This is a genomic window from Dyadobacter sp. CY261 (assembly GCF_021440085.1).
Taxonomy (GTDB): Bacteria; Bacteroidota; Bacteroidia; order Cytophagales; family Spirosomataceae; genus Dyadobacter.
In genome coordinates, this window is sequence record NZ_JAKCPW010000017.1 from 42789 (window position 1) to 61696 (window position 18908).

Genomic DNA, 18908 nt, shown 5'->3' on the forward strand with positions numbered 1-18908 from the left:
ATGAAAAAGTTAATAGTACCATTTTGCCTGCTTCTTCTGGCAGGGTTTACAGCATTCAGGCCGGTCAGTAAAGTAGACGGCGTATTTATTAGGTCGGCTTACAAATTTGGCGACATGAAGGATTGGGGGAAGGACGATTCTTTAACGGTGATCAAGGTATTGCGAGACGGATTTTGGATGGTCGCCTACTATGACGACAATAGAAAGGGCCGTGCTTCCTTCAACGGCCTTGCAGGAGGAACATATGAGATCGCAAATGGAAAATACGTGGAGCATATCAGCTTCTATTCCTGGGATTCCACGGCTGCCGGGAAAACATTCGCATTCGATTTCGAGGTGAGCGATCAGTCTTTTGAGCAGCACGGCCAGATCAATTCGGATAAGTATAAAGACTATCCGATTCATGAGAAATTCAAACGGCTGCAAGCTGATGCGCCATTGGCAGACAAGCGATTGGAAGGCATCTGGAAAATGACGCAAGGAGAATGGAAAGGGACCGGTCGACTTGGAGAAGGCATTTACAAAAATACGACTACCATAAAGATATTCTCCTATCCGATCGCCATGTACGCGTACTACAATGAGGCGACCAGAAGCTTTCAGGGCGGAGGCGGAGTTCGTTATAAGTTTAATGGCGAAACACTGACGGAAACCAATGAGTTTTGGTCATGGAAGCCGGATGGCAGTCGAAAAGGATTGTTACAGACACACCAGATCGCTTTTGATAAAAACAAAATGACGCAAAAAGGCTGGGAAGGCAAGCTGCATGAAGAATACGAAAAACTACGGTAATCAGATCAATAAAAAAAAACGGAAAATATGGAAACCATTAAAAAAGAAAGTCTCTCAGAACTGACCCGCAAAGGAACCTGCGTCGAATTTTTCTCCGCCTACCAGGACCTTGATACAGACAGGATGATCAGCCTTGCCACCCCGGAAGCGACAGTATCCTTTATCCCGCTGGGCGAGGATGGAAAGGGATTGTTCCGGGAATTCGGAAAAAATGTGTGGAGCCTGCTCATGGATTGCTTCCCCGATCTTGACAATACAGTCGATGCAATGGTTTCTGAGAACGAAGCTGTTGAATGCAGGGTTCTGATCTTTGGCACACAGCAAAAAGACTTCCTGGGCCTGCGTGCAAAAGGGCTGCGGTTCGAGAGCGAGCACATTTTTGTATTCCGATTTAACGCGGATGATCAGATCGTTGACCTGACCATTGATTGGGACCATGCTGGTTTCGTTGCCCAGCTGAGCGGACAATAACAAGCTGTGGCATAGAAAGGAAAAATGGTTAAAAAGCACCTTGTCAGGCCTGCTTTTTAACCATTTTAAATATCCCGGCTCTCAAACCGTCACAGAAAATCGCAATTATCGGATTGTCTGTAAATTGAATGTTGACTTTTTAGTCAGCCCGAACTACTCCAAAACGATGCGATCTGGCACCTGGTCCAGCTCGTAATATTGGTGACTTACGTTGTTTCCTGAAACCTTCACAATTCGAAAGCCCGACGGATCTTTCCCCAACGGTTTCCCTACCGGCCCTGTCGTCACCATCTCGATGTCCCCTGATTTACCGAATGCATTTCGGTGATAGTGTCCTGCGAATATGTGACTGACTCCATATTGCTTAAATAGAGCCATATACTTCTCTCTTGTTGATATGGGGATGTTGAAGTATTCGTCCTTTTCGCCGGGATCATTCAGGAACCAGCTGTGATGCTGAAAAATCAGCAGCGGCCCGTCAGATGAGCGCCTGGCTTTTTTAAGCTGTTTATTCAGCCACTTCGCTTGAGCAGCCGCCTCTTTTTCAACACCGCCGGGGCTTTTAAAATACAGCGAATTCAGAACGATGCCCCGCATGTTCTGATGGCTGATAAGATAATAATCCTTCCCGAGCTCATTCCGGTAAGTGGCAATATCGCTTTCCTTGGGATCGTTGGTCACGTCGTGGTTGCCGGCCACGTGATAAATCGGAATGGCGGGATCAAGCAGTGCTACGATCCGCTTATATTCCTGCATTTGTGCTTTGTCTGCGGGTTTGTTGATCAGGTCTCCTGTGATTACAACGAAAGCGGGACGAAGCCGGTTTGCGGCTGTAATGGCCTTTTCAAAGTTTTCGGTTTCCTTTTCAAAGCTCTTATTATCCGTAAAAAAACCAAACTGGCTATCGGTCATCTGGATAAAGAAGAAAGGCCGCTGTTTCTGCGCTGATGCCACCAGGCTAATGAAGCAAAAAAAGACGGCCAACGCCTGCATTCTAATTGTTTGTACCATTGGGATATGACTCATTGAGTTGATTACCTGCCTTCATTCTGTGGCCGAAGTTTCGGGTTTGCATCCATCTCACTTTGCGGGCCTGGGCAGAGCATATATTGTTCGTTGAAAGTTACGCCACTTTCAGCTGTCCTTAAGGAACTACACTAATTTCGCCACTACGTGTCGTTCGTTTGGGGTACTAACAGAGTCCTATGATATGGTTAAGAGTCCGATAGAGTTCAAATGGCGATTTTCTCAGGTAAACCGGCTTTGTAACCTCAAACCGGTTAAAACTAGTTTCCCAGATTTGTGCCTTAGCTTTTTCGTCAGTTTAGTTCCCGGCATCATCCAACCACCGGATGAGGTTTCTCAGGAATCTCAGATTGTTTTCTGCGCCTTGTGACCGAAGTCCAAAAGGGATCTTTTCCGGCCCTTTTAATTGAGAGGAAAACATGGCGGCTTCTCCGAAAACGGCGACCCTGCCCTTATGAAATTTTCGGACCGCTCCCTGAGAAAATCCTTTTATGGCTATTCTGGGGGTATTTTGATGGAACTTCCATGCCGTGTCTGGCAGCAGGATCTTGTATTTGTCATCAAAGGTCAGCAGTGAAACCGCTTCCTTGGGGACTTCGAAGCCCTGACCGGTGAATGTGGCGACCTCTTCGATCGTTTCATTTTGCTTTTTCCCGGTTGTGGTCTCATGGACCGCCAGGGTCTTGTTGCTTTTTTTGAAAACATCGAGCTCCCGCTTAGCGCCAGGATATAAACCTGCGGTCGTATCGGAAGCAAATCCATTGTAAAACTTGAAACCAAATGCTGCTGCCAACGTTTCATTTGCTCCGGGCATGGGCATGTGGTCGGAAATCAGAAAAAGTGACCCGCCCTCACGCACCCACTCGGCCACAGCCAAAATTTCTTCGGGGGTAAATGCGGACGGCGTCGGTTTGCTCCACTGAGTTTCATTCGACGCGTGCAACGCGTTGGCGATCACTAAAATTTTGACGCCTGCCAGGCTTTGTTTGGAAAATGGCTCGGTACCTGGCTTAACATCAAACCCGTCACGGCTGAGAACCTTGGCAAAGGCATTGTAACGCCCGTCGATCCTGTGAAAATTATGGTGCGCCTGATCGATTACAACTGTCGGGCCTTTCTGGGATGGATAAAGCGGGTCAGTGATCTGGGGATCAAAATCGTAATCCGGCACCTGTTGCGCAAGGACCGGGCCGACGCACAATAGTAGCAGTAGGATGGTGTTTGGGAGGAGTCTGGTCATTGTGTTATTCAAATATCTATCAATATGTTTCGCAAACGGGCGCCTTATATGTGGATTTTACCTTCCATAACAATGACAGCCGGGCCGCTGATCCAGGTCCCGTCATGCCCTGCATTAAACTGGATTACCGATGGACGGCCAATCTGTTCACCTTGCAGTATTTTATAATCTTTGCCAGCCTTCACATAACCCTTTTGCAGCAAGTAGCCCGCCAGCGGCCCGGCGGCGCTGCCTGTTGCAGGGTCTTCGTCGATTCCGATCCCCGGATTGAAAAAGCGAGTATGGGCTAAATAATGCGGGTCATTTTTTAAGATCGTATAGCAGTAAAACCCTTCAAAACCGTACTGTTCAGCGATTTTGATCAGGAGCTGTTTTTCTACCTTTGCAGCTGCGAGCGCAGCGGCATCCTTCAAGGGTACCATCAAGTGCGTGGTTTCTGTCGACACTACGGCCGGATACAGGTCTTCAAACAATACGTGTTCCGTGTCTAGGGAAAGTGCACGGGCAACATCTTCCGCGGGTACTGACGCTTCAATCCTGGCAGGATTCTGATGCATACCTACTAAGGGCGCGTTAGGTTGTGATTGGTCAACCGATAATCCGATAACGTCATCCTTGATGAGCACAAACTGCTGGCCTTGCTGCTCTGTAAAAATATCCAGCTTGATCAGCAGCGCGACAGCTACTGCACCCAGCAGGTTATGGCCAGCTCCACCGACCTCTACCCCGGTGGGTGTAAATGAGCGCACCTTTAAAGCCTTGTCTTTTTGGGAATAATAAATGAAGGAGGTTTCGGAATAGCCAAACTCACGGGCAATGTCCGCGTAGCTTGCAATATCCAGATCAGTATCTGTGTGCACAACGGCCAGAGGGTTGCCTTTGTAGCGCACATCGGAAAATACATCGACGACGTAATATGGATAGCTTTTCATAACGGCAAGTTATTCATTAGTCTCGAGGCAAATGGTGGTAAACTTGTCAATATTTCTGATACAACTGCGAGTGGAATGTATTCCTGCGAAAGGCCATCGGAATTTTGCCCTCCTAACATTACTGGATCCGGGCTCTTTGGCCTTTGAAAACAGCCTTCGGCAACACCCGGATAATGTTTTGGTGAGTGAATAGATTTAAGGCTACTTTGGTTTTTAGTAACAACTAGACTTAATAGCTATTAATGGAAACTGTCTATAAAAAAGACAAGGAAGAAACAAAGAAGAAACTGATCCAGGCAACCGGGGAGATTTTTATGACCAAGGGTTACCAGGGACTGAAAGCCGCCCGGATCGCCTACGTTGCAGGAGTAAGCAAAACTTTGATTTATCGTTATTTCGGAAATGTAGAGGAGCTTTTTAAAACTTATCTGGCGCAAAACGACTTCTGGCTGTCCATGGAAGGTCAGCTGGGGGCGCTGCTCGAAGCCGGCCGGCACGACTTCGGAAAGCAGCTTGCTAAGCAAACGCTGGAAGCGCAAATCGCCTATTTTTTCCAAAACAGAGAGATGCAGGAAATTATGCGGTGGCAGATCACCGAGCCCAACCAGATTGCCAGGACTCTGGCCGACTCGCGCGAGCTCTTGGGCGAAGAATTGCTCAGCATAAGCGATCCCTACTTCAAAAATTCCGAGGTGAACCTCCGAGCATTGCTTGCCGTGATCATACCCGGCATTTATTATCTCGTGCTGAATGCGAAGGTCAACGGCAGTTCGTTCTGTGGGATCGATATCAACAGCAAAGCGGACATGGAACAGCTGCAAAAGGCAGTAAAACTGGCCGTGGACTGGTGCTATGAGAAAGCCGGATCCTGAAAAACACAAGCTATATATCCCCAAAAGCATACATTATCGGCAATAAATATAATTTTACATGTTACGGTTTGGTAAAAAAAGGAAACATAGATTTCAAAAATTTTTGACAATCTATGAAGAGAACTTTTACCAACGTTTTGATCGCCGCCTGCATGCTTGCTGGTGGCTTGCTGTTTTATCAACAAGCCGAATTTGTCAATCTACCCGCTGGCAGCAATGTGGTAATCATCGATAAGTCCCTGGAAGATTACCAGGAGCTGGCCCGCAGTTCCAGGCAAAATACACGGGTGATCCTGGTAGAAAATACGGATACCGGGTTTGCCGACTTGGAAAAGGAAATTGGTACACTACATGACGTAGCACGGTTGCATATTCTGACTCATGGTACAAATGGCAATTTTGTATTGGGCCGACAACAGCTGAACGAAGACAATATCAATCGATTTAGCCGATTTTGGAAAGCTGTCAGCCAAAGTTTTGCCTCAGAAAAATCGGAGCTATTGATTTACAGCTGCCAGTTGGCTGGTAGTCGGGGCGGAAAGAGCTTTGTCGACCGGCTTCATGCCTTACTGGGTGTGTCGGTCGCAAGTTCTGACGACAATACCGGATCAAGTGAGTCCGGTGGAAACTGGGACCTGGAATATATCGCAGGACGATTGATCAAAGATCACGTTTTGAAATATCTGGATTATAAGGGTCTGCTCATCCCTTATTTCTCTGCGCTTGAAGGCAGCAACAGCCCTTTCGACGCGATGAAAATTTATACGGACGATCAACTCATTTATGGTGATTTTGACGCCGATGGCGATATTGATATCCACCTTTATCCGGCCTCAGGCGGAACTGAAAATCAGTTCTGGCGGAACAATGGAAGCGGCAGCTTTTCACAGGTCAGCGGTGCAGGGAGCCCATTTAACAATATCACAGAGAAATCTGCATTTTATGGCGCAAAATATGCCTTTGTAGCCGACTGGGATAACGATGGAGATACGGACATTTTCGTAACGAAACGTGCTGCATCGGACCAAAACATTTTCTACAAAAACAACAATGGCGTTTACCAAGAAATCACCGGAAGCGCCAGCCCATTCGATGCGATCAAGATTTCCGGCGACGATCAGCTCATTTATGGCGATTTTGACGCCGATGGGGATATTGACATCCATTCTTATCCGGGTTCCGGGGATAACGAATTCTGGCAAAACAACGGCACCGGGCAGTTTACCAAAGTGACCGGATCAGCGAATCCCTTTCGAGATCTGGCCAACACAGCGGCTTTTTACACCAGCGCAGCTTTTGCACGCGTGGCCGACTGGGATAACGATGGGGATGTTGACATTTTCGTAACCAGACGAAGCATTGGCGCCGCGACGGGAGAAAACATCTTCTACCGCAACGACAATGGCATTTACGTGGAATTAGCAGGCTCCGCAAGTCCATTTAAGAACATCGCCATTGTACAGGATAATCAATATATCTACGGCGATTTTGATGCGGATGGGGATATCGACATCCAGGCTTCAAGCTCCAATGCTTCTACTACGCTGAAATTTTGGCGCAACAACGGAAGTGGCACTTTTACAGATGCGACAGGCACGGCAAATCCCTTTAACAACATCCCTAACAATGGGGCATTTTATAACAATGCAGCAAAAGCGTTTGTCGCTGACTGGGACAATGATAAAGATGTTGACATTTTCGTGACCGCAAGAACCGCTTCCGACCAGAATATCCTGTTCGTGCAATCCGACGCGCCGCCGGCTATCAGCAGCACAACACCGGCAAACCTGGCAACGGGCGTTTCGGTCAAGGCTAATATTATGCTCAATTTCAACAGGCCGGTCAATGCAGTAGCAGATAAAAACATCGTGATCCGGCGTGTAAGTGATAATTCAATATTTGCAACAATCCCGACCACAGATCCGCAGGTTTCAGGCAACTCCACAACATCGATTACCATTAACCCCACGAGCGACCTGGGAGGTAATACAACCTATTATGTGCTGGTCGACAAAGGCGCTTTCGCCGACCTGGACGGGAGGATTTTTAGCGGGATTAGCACTGCCATGAGCCTGAGATTTACCACCGGAGCAGCCGCTACCGCCCCGGCTTTGACGACTTCACAAGTAAGCATTTACAATACAAATACCGCTACGATGGGCGGAGCCGTGATCGATGACGGCGGGGAGCCTGTAACAGAATATGGTATCGTATGGAGTACCTCTCCATCGCCAACGCTGGCCAACAATAAAACGGTGATCGGAACGGGAACCGGGACTTTTAGCCAGTCGATCAGCGCTTTGCCTACGGGAATGCAAATATTCGTCAGGGCTTATGCGATCAATGCGGTTGGGACTTCATACGGAAATGAGGTTAGTTTTTACACAAAAACATCGGTTGCTGCTATTTCGAGAGTCTCTCCTTCTCCCACCAATAGTGCTGCCGTCACTTACACGGTCACTTTCGCGCAGAGTACCAGCGGAGTCGAGGCATCGGACTTCACATTGGCAGTGTCGGGATTGACAGGCGCTTTCATTTCGGAAGTGTCAGGCAGCGGGACTACCTATACAGTCACGATAGGGACGGGCACCGGGAATGGCACCATCCGCCTCGATTTCACAGGAACTGCCGGCACTGTGCCCAATGTGTCTTCCGCCTTCAACAACGCGGAAGCATATGAGGTCTACAAGGTATCCACCGCGGCCAGCTATTTCAGGACCCGAAACAGCACGGCAAACTGGAATGCGGCAGAAAGCTGGGAGTCGTCGGCGGATAACAGTTTCTGGATACCCGCGACCATATTCCCCAACGCATCCACCGCGATAGTAACCGTTGCAGCCGGGCAGACGATTGAGCTTCCGGAGGGGTTTGCTCCTGCTACCGGCAACCTGGTTAATAACGGGACGATCGACGTCAAAGGAACTGTCCTGACCGTTGCGAGCACACTAACAAATGCAGGAACGCTTAAAGGCAGCGGCAGCTTTGTAGTCAGTGATTTTACAAATGCGGGTGTGATCGCGCCCGGAAATTCTCCCGGTATGCTTTCCTTCTCTGGTAAGCTGACCAACAATGGCGTGATCAATATCGAACTTGGCGGAACAACTGCGGGGTCGGAATATGATCAGATTCAGGTGCTTGGCACGATGTTGTTTTCAGGGACGCTGAATGTGTCGCTGGCGGACAACTACATCCCCAAGCTAGGAGATACTTTTACCATCATCGACGCAGCCAACAGCACAGGTGAGTTTGCAACGATCAACTTGCCCGTGATCCCACAAAAAATCTGGGAGACAACCTACGACAACGCAAACGGGACACTGGTGGTCAAGCTGATCAATGATCCGCTACCGGTAACGCTGGTGAACTTCGACGCAGCAAGGCGCGAATCTGAGGCCACATTGCAATGGGCCACCTCCCAGGAGACCAACAGCAGTCATTTTGAAATCCAAAGAAGTGCAAAAGGACAAGTCTGGCAGCCAATCGGGTCCGTAGTGGCAAATACCGAAAGTTCGACTTTGAGAAACTACGAATTCACGGATCATACGCCGATGCCGGGCGAAAACCTGTACCGCCTGAAAATGGTAGATCTCGACGGCAGCTTCGCTTACAGCAGAATACGGAATGTCAATTTCGGTGTGCAACCGATTGAAATCAGTACTTATCCGAATCCTGCAACAGAAAGAATATTCTTCAATCTCGCCGACACCCGGACGGTGAGCGGAATAGCGATTTACAACCTTTCGGGCATGCTGGTGAGCCGCTTCGATACTTACACGACAGATGGAATCCCCGTGCAAAATTTATCCGCGGGCTCGTACCTTGTGAAGCTCGACACATCTGACGGACGGTCCAGACAATTAAAATTTGTAAAAAATTGAATTTAAATCTGCCGATAGAATCCTGATCACTGGTGGTCGCCATCAAAAATGAGTTTTCCACGGCCCCCTTAATCCACTCACCAGGCCAGAGCGAATGTTCCCCGGCATATTCTGCAAGCGCCTCCGGGGTAAGTTGCAGCTTGTTTTGTGCGGGAAATTGATATGGCCGGTCATAAATAATTCTTAGGATTTTGTTGGCATCACACGATTTTGATTTGCTTGATCGTCGTTTTCCATGTCAGTGCCCAAGGCAGTATTGGATGAAAAATTGCAAAAATGCGTGACGCTCCAGGATTATAAATACGCTGATTGCTTTCTTAGCGGATCGAGCGGAAGATTGACCGGCTTAAACGATTTAACCGAAACTCAACATCGCTTGATACCCAGCAATTGGCAGACGCAATCATTGAGCTTAATGACGGGCTGATATCAGGTTTCTCAGAACATGGCGGGTATTTCATATCGCGTCCTTACCGCTCACTTTCTTAATATGACATCTATCAGCCCGGATCAGATAAGCTTCACTTACTGCGATGGTGTCACCTCTGAGCCCGATAAACCGAAATTCCTCCTGACGTCCCTGAAACATGGGTCTGTGCAAATCATTCAATACCACGTACTGATTCTTATCGATTATACTATCCCCGTTCACGCGGATCGTGTCCGAAGTCGATAACCTGACAGTGTAAAAATCAGTAAGAGCAGGCCCTGGCACGGTCAGGGCAATGAACCTAAATTCATCCGTGCAGACCTGCCAGATCGGGTTTCCATTTTTGCAGCCTGCCAGAAACGCTGTCAGAAGCATAATTATAAAAAATCTGGTCTGGATCATTTTTTCGAAAGTTGGTTACTATAAGGGAACCGTTAATGTCTGCAATGGTTGCTTAGCCTTATAATTATGCCAAATTAATACCGGTTACAGATTACCTAGAAATGCACTTCCTGTTTAAATTTTCGCCTAGGCACCGATCTAGTTGGAAGGTATCCCACTAAAAGCATGTTAACAAATTGCCGTTCATCAATGTTTAAGAAAATTACGGTTTAAGGTGTCGAAGTTTAATTTAGTGAACCTTATGATCCCGTACCTGGCCCGACAGTGTCATTTTGAAACAAGCTCTAAATTGGGCTTTAACCACCGGATAAAATTGCGCTCTGCTGGGATAACAAATAGTTATGATCTGAGAAGTTTGATGATCGAATTTCAGATGTACTGAAAGCATTCGTACATATTACAAATCCTATACTCTTGTATCTACTAAAAAATTAGTAAAAAATTTAAGTTCTTCGTTTGTTTACTAAGTTTTTAGTAGGATATTTACGGCTCATCATGTTAATGATCTGGAATATGGAACCCCGTTCGCTTACTAGAGCCGAAGCAGAAATCATGAAGATTCTTTGGCAACTCGGCAAAGCATTCATTAAAGACATCTTGGCGCAAATGAATGAGCCCAAGCCGGCATATACAACTGTTGCGACCTTTGTGCGCATACTTGAAAAAAAAGGGATCGTCGCCCACACTACTTACGGCAATACACATGAATATTATCCACTGATCAGCGAGCAGGAATACAGAAAATACGAGGTTCAGCAACTTGTAGAAAACTACTTTGACAACTCGGTTACGAACCTCGTCTCTTTCTTCATGAAAGACGATAATTTAAAAAAGACGGACCTCGACGATTTAGCTGCCTTTATCAAAAAAAATAAAAGCAAAAAATAAACATCCTGAAAATGGAAGCACTTCCCTATCTGGTGAAAGTCAACATCTGCTGGTTGGTATTCTACGGCTGCTACTGGCTGCTATTCCGGAAGTACACCTTTTTTATGCTCAACCGGGCCTATTTGCTTTTTTCGTTGGTCATCAGCTTTGTGATTCCGACTATCGAATTACAGCAAACCGTTACATTAGTTGAAAATGCGAGCATTATGGCAAGTGCCAGCGATTCATTTGCCGTTGCAGAAGCGACCGCCAGCACCAATTCCACAGGATATTTCCTGCCCGCCTGCTATTATGCGGGAGTTGTTGCGATGCTAATTGGGCTGATCAGAGCTATCCACAACGTATTTCGAATCGTGCAGCATGGGATTCGCATTCCCATGCAGGGTTACAATCTCGTTATCAGTCAACGTCAGTATGCCCGGATCGGATCGTTTTCATTTCTTAAATGGATTATCATTTCCAATGACGACTACGAGCAAAACTTCGAACCTATTTTCGCGCATGAAATGGTTCATATCAGGCAATGGCACACCCTGGATATCCTGCTGGTTGAAATGTTAAAGGTCGCATTCTGGTTTAATCCGGCCCTCTGGCTTTACAAGCGTGCGTTGCAGGATACTCATGAGTTTCTGGCCGACGAACAGGCCACTGATCGGGATTACTACGCCACATTCCTGCTCTCATATGCAAAAAGTGCAATAGCGACTTCCGTTGCAAATCAGTTCTTCAATTCTTCGCTGCTCAAAAAGCGGATTCATATGATATACCAGAACCGGACGGCGACTTGGCTAAGGAGTAAGTATCTGCTGCTACTGCCGGTGTTCGCTTTGGCAGTTGTCCTGATGGCTGCGAGAAAGTTTGTATATGAAGAAAGAAACATCCGGCCAAAAAATGCACATACTTTTGATTTGGTAACGGTTAAAGGAATTGTAACCGACGAATCCGGTGTGCCGGTGTCCAATGCGGCAATTACTTTCTCAGGCAGCTATGAAAGTGCGGTAACTACCACAAGAGGCGGCTTCGAGGCAAATGAGATCCCTCGGGGCTCTACAATGACAGTGGAACATGATGATTTCCTCCGCTACACACAGAAAATACGCAAATCGAACGATGAATGCCATATTCGATTGGAGAGCAACACAAGTTCACTTTTAACAAAAAAAGATAGGCGTGCAGTCAAGAGGACGCTCGCAACCAACGAACGAGCTAGGATTCTGTTAGACCGCTGGCCAGTGCTTCCAAATAAGAGCCATTTCATAGCGAGCACGCTAAGGTATCCGAAGCAAGCACTGATCGATGGGGTTGAAGGGCAGGTCTCTGTATCATTCCTAATCGATACGGTGGGAAATGTAAGCGATCCTAAAATCGAAAAAGGCGTAAGGAACGATCTTGACAATGAAGCGATGCGCGTAGTTCGCCTGATGCCTAGATGGCGCCCAGCCGAAAAAAACTTTAAACCAGTGGCTGTTCGGTATACGACGGGCATCGCTTTCAACATTGCAGTTGACTCATTACCGCTTGCCGTGAAAGAGAAAACTCCTGGCTTTTGGGGAAATAGATCCATCTATTCCCCTGCAAAAACTGGGCCGATTGGCGACAAATTAGTTAAGGAGGTTTTTGAGCAGGCTACCATTGATCTGCGAGACAGCACTGCGCCAACTACTACCTTGCATCGGTATGGATATGGATTTGTACATCGTCCACTCAAAGAAAAGCCTCTGGACATGAGAGTTAAACTGCCAAAAAAATGACACGCGCCCTGTTCTTTCTGCTGGCACTATCAGTGGTAATGTCAACAAACGCTTTTTGCCAAAAAAATAAAATCGGCACTGTCGACCTCGAATACGTATACGCCAACCTTCCGTCGCACAAAAAACTATTGGCTGAGATCGATAGCTCATCTTCGAGATATCAAAAAGTCCAAAAAGAGAAATTAGCAGAATACCAACAGAAACTGCAAGCTTACCAGAAACTTGATAAACAAACTCCTGAACCCGTGTTAAAGGATAAAGCGAATGAGCTGGAAACGCTCCAAGCTGCAATTCAACAATTTCAGGAAAATGCAGATAAAGACTTGCGTACAAAGTATGCAAACAAATTTCCCGAGATAGAGAGGTTGGTCAAAGCTGCCATAGCAGAATGTGCAACGGAGCTCCAAGTGACATACGTTGCCAGAAACTCCGCAGATTACAGTTCCGGTGAGTCGATGCCGTTCTTAATTTATTCAAGCGACACTCAAACAGATCTAACAGATCAAACCCTAGCTAAGCTGGGAGTTGCAAGTCATCCTGAAAAGGGGAAAAACCGCAAAAGTGGAATCATTAAGTGATTTCCGTTTTCGAAAGCACGAATCGGGAACACAAACATCCAGCCATCCCGAGAGATAAAAGAAAGGCTAATCAAATTACACTTTAAGGTGCTCGTTTTGCAATTTTTGAACTAACTACCGTCTCGAGACCATCTGAGCGAATTCTATATGTGACCCGGCAATGACCTGCACAGGACAGGGAAGCGGAATCCAAGGGGGCATTTAGTTAAGCCGGTGGATTTAGGAGCTTTACTCAACTCGCTTACAAACTTGCAGGATGACGGTAAGGAACCTTTAGGGTAGCCCATAATCGACACCTGTCTCAATAGTCCCATAAAAACGCTTTTGTTCCGAGACGCTATTTTTTTATTCTCATTAAATGTGTCAAGGTAAGCCTGCTCACCAATGAATGATTTGGTGTCTCGCAAAACTCAGAGGTGATGGGCGGACATTCATGTTCAGATTCGGACACATCTACCGTGAAATATATCGTTTCAGGCTATATAGAGTGGTTTTTGATACCGGGTATAATTGTTGCGAATGCATAGACAAACTGGCTTAACTATGCTGCTCAACTATACCATCATTGCTTGGCGGAACCTGTGGAAAAGCGCCACTTTTTCACTGATCAATATAGGCGGCCTGGCCATAGGTCTGGCGGTCGCACTACTTGTTTCACAGTATGTCCGCTTTGAGCTGAGCTACGAGCATTCGAACCCCAAAGCCGACCGGGTTGTGCGGTTGACAATGGACTATCTTAATGGCAAGACCCTTGATTCGCAGGATGCCGAAACCTACCCGCCGCTGGGTGCAAAAGCCCTGCGCGAAATGAGCGAAGTCGAAAACTATACGCGTGCCTATCATCTCCGCGATCGCCATTCAATGGTCAAGATCTCAGACAAAAATTACCAGATTGACAATGTCTATGCGGTCGACTCTTCGTTTTTCAAAATCTTCCACTATCAGCTCATCCGGGGTGATCAGAAGGAGATTTTCGCAGGGCCGCGGCAGGCAGTTGTTACCGAGAAAATGGCTATGACCTATTTTAACACCTTAGACGTCGTAAGCAAAACACTCACTATCCCCAGATCCAACAAAGATGTCATCGTTGAAATTGTGGGCGTAGTGCCAAATCCTCCTTTAAATACACACCTCAAATTCGACATGGTTATATCCTACCCAACCCTGCTTTCCGACTTTGGCGAAAGCGAAGACAACTGGGATAATAATAATATCTACACCTATCTGCTACTGAGTCAAAAAACTACCTATCAATCTTTTACCAGCTCATTGTCCAAATTTAGCGACCGGCTGCTTAGTGAGAAACGGATCAAGAATGAGCGTGTAATCGGGCAGAAAATCGGTGATATCCACCTTTATTCCCACAAGACATTCGAGACCGAGGCCAATGGAGAAGCCCGCTCGGTTTACTTGCTGCTCGGTGTGGCTGCTTTGGTACTGCTGGGTGCCTTTGTCAACTACGTCAATCTGACAACATCCAGGGCGCTGGACCGCGCGCGAGAGATCGGTGTCAGAAAATCTGTCGGCTCGACCCAATTACAGATCAGGACGCAGGTGCTGGTGGAAACCGTGCTGGTTAACCTGGCGGCAGCCGGACTGGCCATCTTGCTGGTGATGCTTTTTCAAACCACATTTTTGGAAATGGCAGACTTGCCGAAAGATTTTTCTGTGGTCGGCAATGCATTTTTCTGGGCAAATATCGGGGCATTCATACTATTGGGCGTCTTACTTTGGGGCTTCTATCCCGCTCTTGTAATGGCTGCTTTCGAGCCTGTTAAAGTGCTTAAAGGCAGTTTTACCCATTCAACCAAAGGCGCTTTGATCCGTAAGTCGCTGGTTGTGTTTCAATTTACCATTACCATGATCCTGCTCGTGCAGACCTTCGTTGTGTTCCGGCAGGTGAAATTTTTGCGGGAGCAGGAACTGGGCCTGAATATCGGCCATACGATCGTGGTAAAAGCACCAGGGAACATTAACGACAATAAACCTTATGATGCATTCAAAAACATGCTCCTTGACGAGTCCATAGTAAAGTCTGTCAGCTATTCAGGGACTGTCCCCGGCATGGGCTCTGCCGATATGGGTACCACACAAGGAATCACCTTGGCTGATGCTGGCCAAAAAACAAGCTACAATTTCTATCTGACCGAAATCGACACCTCGTTTATCGAGCAAATGTCGCTTCGGCTTTTGGCAGGAAAAAATTTCGACGCCTCGACCATCCCTGGGTTTTCCGATACGATAAACCGGCAACTGATTGTCAACCTGGAAACATTGCGGCTCTGGGGCGTCAGCAGACCTGAAAACGCCATTGGCAGGCAGGTCGATCTTTGGGGAAAGAAGGCGACGATTAGAGGTGTGATCAACAATTATCACTACCTCTCGCCCAAGGACCCGCATATTCCTATAATCCATTTTTACAATCCAGGCTTCTGGAATTATGCCAGCATTAGATTTGCCTCCGGCGAGGCCGCCTCGCAGCTGGCCACATTGAAACGCGTTTTCGAAGCCAGTTTCCCGCGCTCGCCGTTCGTGTACTTCTTCTTGGACAACGAGTATGACAAACAATACAAAACCGACGACCGCTTCCGCCAGGTATTCGGCATGCTGACCGTGATTGCGATTGTGATTTCGTGTATGGGCTTATTCGGCCTCGCGACTTTTACCGCTTCCAAACGCACAAAGGAAATCGGTATCCGCAAGGTGATCGGCGCCACGACGACCAGTCTGGTTGTGCTGCTTTCAAAGGAATTTTTACGCCTGATAGCCTTCTCGGTCCTCATAGCCATTCCGGTAACATACTTTTTGGCCGACGCCTGGCTGAGTAGCTACGCCTCCCACACGGAGCTGACATTCTACATCTTCACCGGCCCCGCCATCGTAGTCCTTTTGATGGCGATCATTTCCATCGGCGGAAAAACCATCGCCACGGCGTTACTTAATCCGGTGAAATCGTTGCGTAGCGAATAAGTGGGATAACCGGATAGTACTGGCGCAGTATTAAGTCTCACAAAAAAGGAAAGTGAATTAAGTATCACATAGTCCTCCGGCCCGGTGCCGGATTCTGTTGTCAGGGTTTTGTAGGATAAAAAGTCAAACGAGCCTTCAAACACGCAAACCACTGAAGCTCCGTTCTTAATCGTTGTAATGTCCTTGGGGTTATTGGCATCCTTTCTTGAGAGGTAATTTCTGGGGTATAGGTCCAAATTTTTCTATTCTCATTCAATACCCTGGAATTAATCATCTCTTTTGTACCTATATAAATTCTTTCCTTATTTTGAGCATTTCCACAAAAGAGAGCAGCAGTAAACTAATGTTATAAATATTGGTTTCATAATCGGATTAGTGTTTGGTTTCATCTACATATTCAAGGATATCCGCAGGCTGGCAGTTGAGGGCCTTACATATGGCCTCTAAAGTGCTGAAACGTATGGCTTTCGCTTTTCCAGTCTTTAAAATGGACAGGTTAGAAAGCGTCAGCTCAACTTTTTCTGACAGCTCATTAAGCGACATCTTCCGCTTTGCCATCATCACATCCAAGTTTACAATGATTGGCATATTTATACAGTTAAATCGTTTTCGTTTTGAATATCTACTCCTTTTTTAAAAATAGTCGCAATAATATAGATTACAGCTCCCATAAAAATAAATGCTTGACTGTCTGCCCAAAATTGGTTCAAGTTGTCGGTAGCAAAACCGTAATGCATTAAATTTTTTGCTGACTTTCTGGCAATGTAACTTAACAGTCCGATTGAAAGGGTGTAATAACTAATTTGTGAAATTTGTCTGGCAACAAAAGTGTTGAATGGCTTTGATAAATCCATTTTATGCATTAGTCTGATAACTATGTAAAATAGGCAAACTTTTAAAATTGAAATGATTAGAATAAAGCTATAGATGCCGAAAAAAGCTAATCTACTTTCTTTATACATTTTAGTTAAGTCCAACTTTTGATAAAGATTTTGGACAAATTCAGGCTTATACAGACTGAAAATGAAATTTACTATTATGCCTCCTGCTTCAATGGACAAGCCGACAAAAATGACCCAAGCCACAATATATAAGCTCCAAAATACGAAGTTGTTGGTTTTTGACATAGTTTTTAAAGTTTGTTCTATGCACCAAAAATAATAAAATATTATTGATAAACAATAAAATTTTCTTGATAAAGAAGAAATGTTTGTTTATACTAATGACTTATCCCAAGCCTTTTGGGCTCCACTGGGATCGTGGCCGTTGCTCAACTCGGTCAAAAGTGTTCAAAATGGATGGTTACTAATGACAAGTGATGGTAAGGGCGCCACCGAAGAAGACAGGGAAAACTTTATGTTGATCCAGAACTTCACTTCGAACTTCATAAGGTTCTAATCGATGTCCACATGTTCTTTGCCAAAAATCTGTGTATCTTGACTCTATAGTCATAAAATGACAGACACCGGCATAAGGAGTTACCTATGGATAATGATCTGTATTCGACGCTGCCAGATGAAATGTTGGGAAGGCTTCTTTTTACGGGGGATGCAAAAGCCTATGAGGCAATCTACCGGCGCTACTGGCGCTCGCTGTTTTCCATTGCTACTTGGAAAACAAATAGTCGGATTGCTGCCGAAGAAATGGTTCAGGAGTTATTCATGAGATTGTGGGAGAACAGGCAAAAGATCCTCATTGAAAATCCGGATGCCTACCTGAAAACGGCTCTCAAATACAGTGTGATCGGCTTTATTAAAGCCAGGCTTGCCAACATGCAGACCGACCTGGGAGAGGTTCCCGAACAAGCCACGGACCAGCTGGCTGATACCGGCGTAGGGCTGGCCGAGTTATCTGCTGCACTAGACAATGCGCTGAACCTGCTTCCTGAAAAAACACGGCTAGTATTTCAGATGAGCCGTTTTGAACAGCGATCCACCTCAGAAATCGCAAATCATTTAGGGCTGTCCGATCGCGCGGTTGAATACCATATCACGCAATCTTTACGCATCCTGCGATTTCAATTAAGGGATTATCTGGCTTATTCAGTCGTTGCCACCCTTATATGCGCATAAATTTTCTCTGCATACAATGATCCTGACCGGACTCTGCGATGATGCGGCAATTCCCATTGCCGAGTGAAGACGTTCGTATCCGTCCGAGCAACCCATCTATCCCTGCATTCTGTAATTCCTAATCTTGTGTCATGAAAACAGACACAGAACAAATGCGCGTTCCTTACGATCAATGGTGCTTGGAAGGGTTAGTAAGCAGCCATTTTGTAACCGAAATGGCATCGGCTATTACAAATTCAGTTATTGGGTGAAGAAATTTCGTCACGATAATGCGAATGAATCGATTTCCCGAAAAGGATTTTCACAGATAGCAATTCAGCAACCACCGTTACCGCGGCCGCAAAGACCTCTGCTTACGTCTTTTATTTTTGCTTCCGGGGCCAGACTGGAGTTATTTACCGCGCTGGACTCGTCCTTCATCAAGGAGCTGGCGAACTAAGTATGCTGGCCCTCTCGCATACATGCCGGTGTTTTCTGTACGACAGCCTAACCGATATGCGCTATGGCCACGTCGGCGGTCCGAATTTACAGCTGGGCGTATGTATGTGGACAAAATGGCAAGTAGATTACCGTCGTCGCTGAATAGAGGGGTTTTGTGAGATTCTT

At 46.4% G+C, this 18908-nt stretch carries 16 protein-coding genes; 10 read left to right on the forward strand and 6 right to left on the reverse strand.

All coding sequences use genetic code 11. The annotated features are described in order from the left end of the window. Both LZD49_RS30725 and LZD49_RS30730 read left to right on the forward strand, forming a co-directional pair. The gene (locus LZD49_RS30725; protein WP_234671907.1) at window positions 1-792 is read left to right on the forward strand and encodes a hypothetical protein; all 792 of its coding nucleotides are present in this window, start codon (window positions 1-3) and stop codon (window positions 790-792) included. A gap of 27 nt (window positions 793-819) precedes the next feature. Continuing rightward, window positions 820-1263, forward strand: coding sequence for an ester cyclase (locus tag LZD49_RS30730; protein WP_234671908.1), 444 nt, complete (start codon window positions 820-822; stop codon window positions 1261-1263). A 153-nt stretch (window positions 1264-1416) separates the two neighbouring features. On the opposite strand, the gene LZD49_RS30735 is transcribed toward LZD49_RS30730, so the two are convergent. The 3 genes from LZD49_RS30735 to LZD49_RS30745 all read right to left on the reverse strand — a co-directional run bounded on the left by LZD49_RS30735 (window position 1417) and on the right by LZD49_RS30745 (window position 4461). After that, window positions 1417-2274 (reverse strand): metallophosphoesterase, encoded by an 858-nt coding sequence (locus tag LZD49_RS30735; RefSeq protein ID WP_234671910.1) that lies wholly within the window; start codon window positions 2272-2274, stop codon window positions 1417-1419. Between the two features lie 313 nt (window positions 2275-2587). Further along, a complete protein-coding gene (locus LZD49_RS30740; protein ID WP_234671911.1) occupies window positions 2588-3529 on the reverse strand; it encodes a DUF4350 domain-containing protein in 942 nt (313 codons plus the stop codon). A 44-nt stretch (window positions 3530-3573) separates the two neighbouring features. After that, window positions 3574-4461, reverse strand: a complete 888-nt coding sequence (locus LZD49_RS30745; protein ID WP_234671912.1) for a PhzF family phenazine biosynthesis protein — start codon at window positions 4459-4461, stop codon at window positions 3574-3576. Between the two features lie 242 nt (window positions 4462-4703). On the opposite strand from LZD49_RS30745, the gene LZD49_RS30750 reads away from it, so the two are divergent. After that, the gene (locus LZD49_RS30750) at window positions 4704-5333 is read left to right on the forward strand and encodes a TetR/AcrR family transcriptional regulator (RefSeq protein WP_234671913.1); all 630 of its coding nucleotides are present in this window, start codon (window positions 4704-4706) and stop codon (window positions 5331-5333) included. 113 nt (window positions 5334-5446) lie between these two features. Next, window positions 5447-9211, forward strand: coding sequence for a DUF4347 domain-containing protein (locus LZD49_RS30755; protein ID WP_234671914.1), 3765 nt, complete (start codon window positions 5447-5449; stop codon window positions 9209-9211). Window positions 9212-9668: 457 nt separating this feature from the next. Here LZD49_RS30755 and LZD49_RS30760 read toward each other — a convergent pair whose 3' ends face one another. After that, window positions 9669-10043, reverse strand: coding sequence for a hypothetical protein (locus tag LZD49_RS30760; protein ID WP_234671915.1), 375 nt, complete (start codon window positions 10041-10043; stop codon window positions 9669-9671). A 513-nt stretch (window positions 10044-10556) separates the two neighbouring features. Between LZD49_RS30760 and LZD49_RS30765 the strand changes: the two genes are divergently transcribed. From LZD49_RS30765 to LZD49_RS30780, 4 genes are all read left to right on the forward strand, one after another. Beyond that, window positions 10557-10931, forward strand: coding sequence for a BlaI/MecI/CopY family transcriptional regulator (locus LZD49_RS30765; RefSeq protein WP_234671916.1), 375 nt, complete (start codon window positions 10557-10559; stop codon window positions 10929-10931). A gap of 11 nt (window positions 10932-10942) precedes the next feature. Beyond that, entirely contained in the window at window positions 10943-12682 is a 1740-nt protein-coding gene (locus tag LZD49_RS30770) for a M56 family metallopeptidase (RefSeq protein WP_234671917.1), read from the forward strand. Continuing rightward, window positions 12679-13260: an OmpH family outer membrane protein gene (locus tag LZD49_RS30775; RefSeq protein ID WP_234671919.1), complete on the forward strand. Its 582-nt coding sequence runs from the start codon at window positions 12679-12681 to the stop codon at window positions 13258-13260. Before LZD49_RS30770 ends, LZD49_RS30775 begins: the two co-directional genes overlap by 4 nt. A gap of 543 nt (window positions 13261-13803) precedes the next feature. Beyond that, the gene (locus LZD49_RS30780) at window positions 13804-16230 is read left to right on the forward strand and encodes an ABC transporter permease (protein ID WP_234671922.1); all 2427 of its coding nucleotides are present in this window, start codon (window positions 13804-13806) and stop codon (window positions 16228-16230) included. Between the two features lie 372 nt (window positions 16231-16602). Here the strand turns inward: LZD49_RS30780 and LZD49_RS30785 are convergent, their stop codons facing one another. Together LZD49_RS30785 and LZD49_RS30790 are read right to left on the reverse strand one after the other, a co-directional pair. Further along, on the reverse strand, window positions 16603-16818 hold the full coding sequence (locus LZD49_RS30785; protein ID WP_234671924.1) for a helix-turn-helix transcriptional regulator: 216 nt from the start codon (window positions 16816-16818) through the stop codon (window positions 16603-16605). Window positions 16819-16820: 2 nt separating this feature from the next. Next, window positions 16821-17357 carry a DUF2975 domain-containing protein gene (locus tag LZD49_RS30790; protein WP_234671926.1) on the reverse strand — a complete coding sequence of 179 codons (537 nt, stop codon included), beginning with the start codon at window positions 17355-17357 and terminating at the stop codon, window positions 16821-16823. A gap of 357 nt (window positions 17358-17714) precedes the next feature. Between LZD49_RS30790 and LZD49_RS30795 the strand changes: the two genes are divergently transcribed. Beyond that, window positions 17715-18302, forward strand: coding sequence for a sigma-70 family RNA polymerase sigma factor (locus tag LZD49_RS30795; protein WP_234671928.1), 588 nt, complete (start codon window positions 17715-17717; stop codon window positions 18300-18302). A gap of 172 nt (window positions 18303-18474) precedes the next feature. Beyond that, window positions 18475-18741 (forward strand): IS66 family insertion sequence element accessory protein TnpA, encoded by a 267-nt coding sequence (gene tnpA / locus LZD49_RS36180; protein WP_409021364.1) that lies wholly within the window; start codon window positions 18475-18477, stop codon window positions 18739-18741. The last annotated feature ends 167 nt before the right edge of the window (window positions 18742-18908 follow it).

What these genes read in the sequence shown, in the direction of transcription:
- LZD49_RS30790 (WP_234671926.1), bottom strand. Translation starts at nt 17,357, where the DNA reads ATGTCAAAAACCAACAACTTCGTATTTTGGAGCTTATATATTGTGGCT.
- LZD49_RS30770 (WP_234671917.1), top strand. Translation starts at nt 10,943, where the DNA reads ATGGAAGCACTTCCCTATCTGGTGAAAGTCAACATCTGCTGGTTGGTA.
- LZD49_RS30750 (WP_234671913.1), top strand. Translation starts at nt 4,704, where the DNA reads ATGGAAACTGTCTATAAAAAAGACAAGGAAGAAACAAAGAAGAAACTG.
- LZD49_RS30740 (WP_234671911.1), bottom strand. Translation starts at nt 3,529, where the DNA reads ATGACCAGACTCCTCCCAAACACCATCCTACTGCTACTATTGTGCGTC.
- LZD49_RS30730 (WP_234671908.1), top strand. Translation starts at nt 820, where the DNA reads ATGGAAACCATTAAAAAAGAAAGTCTCTCAGAACTGACCCGCAAAGGA.
- LZD49_RS30745 (WP_234671912.1), bottom strand. Translation starts at nt 4,461, where the DNA reads ATGAAAAGCTATCCATATTACGTCGTCGATGTATTTTCCGATGTGCGC.
- LZD49_RS30760 (WP_234671915.1), bottom strand. Translation starts at nt 10,043, where the DNA reads ATGATCCAGACCAGATTTTTTATAATTATGCTTCTGACAGCGTTTCTG.
- LZD49_RS30795 (WP_234671928.1), top strand. Translation starts at nt 17,715, where the DNA reads ATGGATAATGATCTGTATTCGACGCTGCCAGATGAAATGTTGGGAAGG.
- LZD49_RS30785 (WP_234671924.1), bottom strand. Translation starts at nt 16,818, where the DNA reads ATGCCAATCATTGTAAACTTGGATGTGATGATGGCAAAGCGGAAGATG.
- tnpA (WP_409021364.1), top strand. Translation starts at nt 18,475, where the DNA reads ATGGTGCTTGGAAGGGTTAGTAAGCAGCCATTTTGTAACCGAAATGGC.
- LZD49_RS30735 (WP_234671910.1), bottom strand. Translation starts at nt 2,274, where the DNA reads ATGGTACAAACAATTAGAATGCAGGCGTTGGCCGTCTTTTTTTGCTTC.
- LZD49_RS30780 (WP_234671922.1), top strand. Translation starts at nt 13,804, where the DNA reads ATGCTGCTCAACTATACCATCATTGCTTGGCGGAACCTGTGGAAAAGC.
- LZD49_RS30755 (WP_234671914.1), top strand. Translation starts at nt 5,447, where the DNA reads ATGAAGAGAACTTTTACCAACGTTTTGATCGCCGCCTGCATGCTTGCT.
- LZD49_RS30775 (WP_234671919.1), top strand. Translation starts at nt 12,679, where the DNA reads ATGACACGCGCCCTGTTCTTTCTGCTGGCACTATCAGTGGTAATGTCA.
- LZD49_RS30765 (WP_234671916.1), top strand. Translation starts at nt 10,557, where the DNA reads ATGGAACCCCGTTCGCTTACTAGAGCCGAAGCAGAAATCATGAAGATT.
- LZD49_RS30725 (WP_234671907.1), top strand. Translation starts at nt 1, where the DNA reads ATGAAAAAGTTAATAGTACCATTTTGCCTGCTTCTTCTGGCAGGGTTT.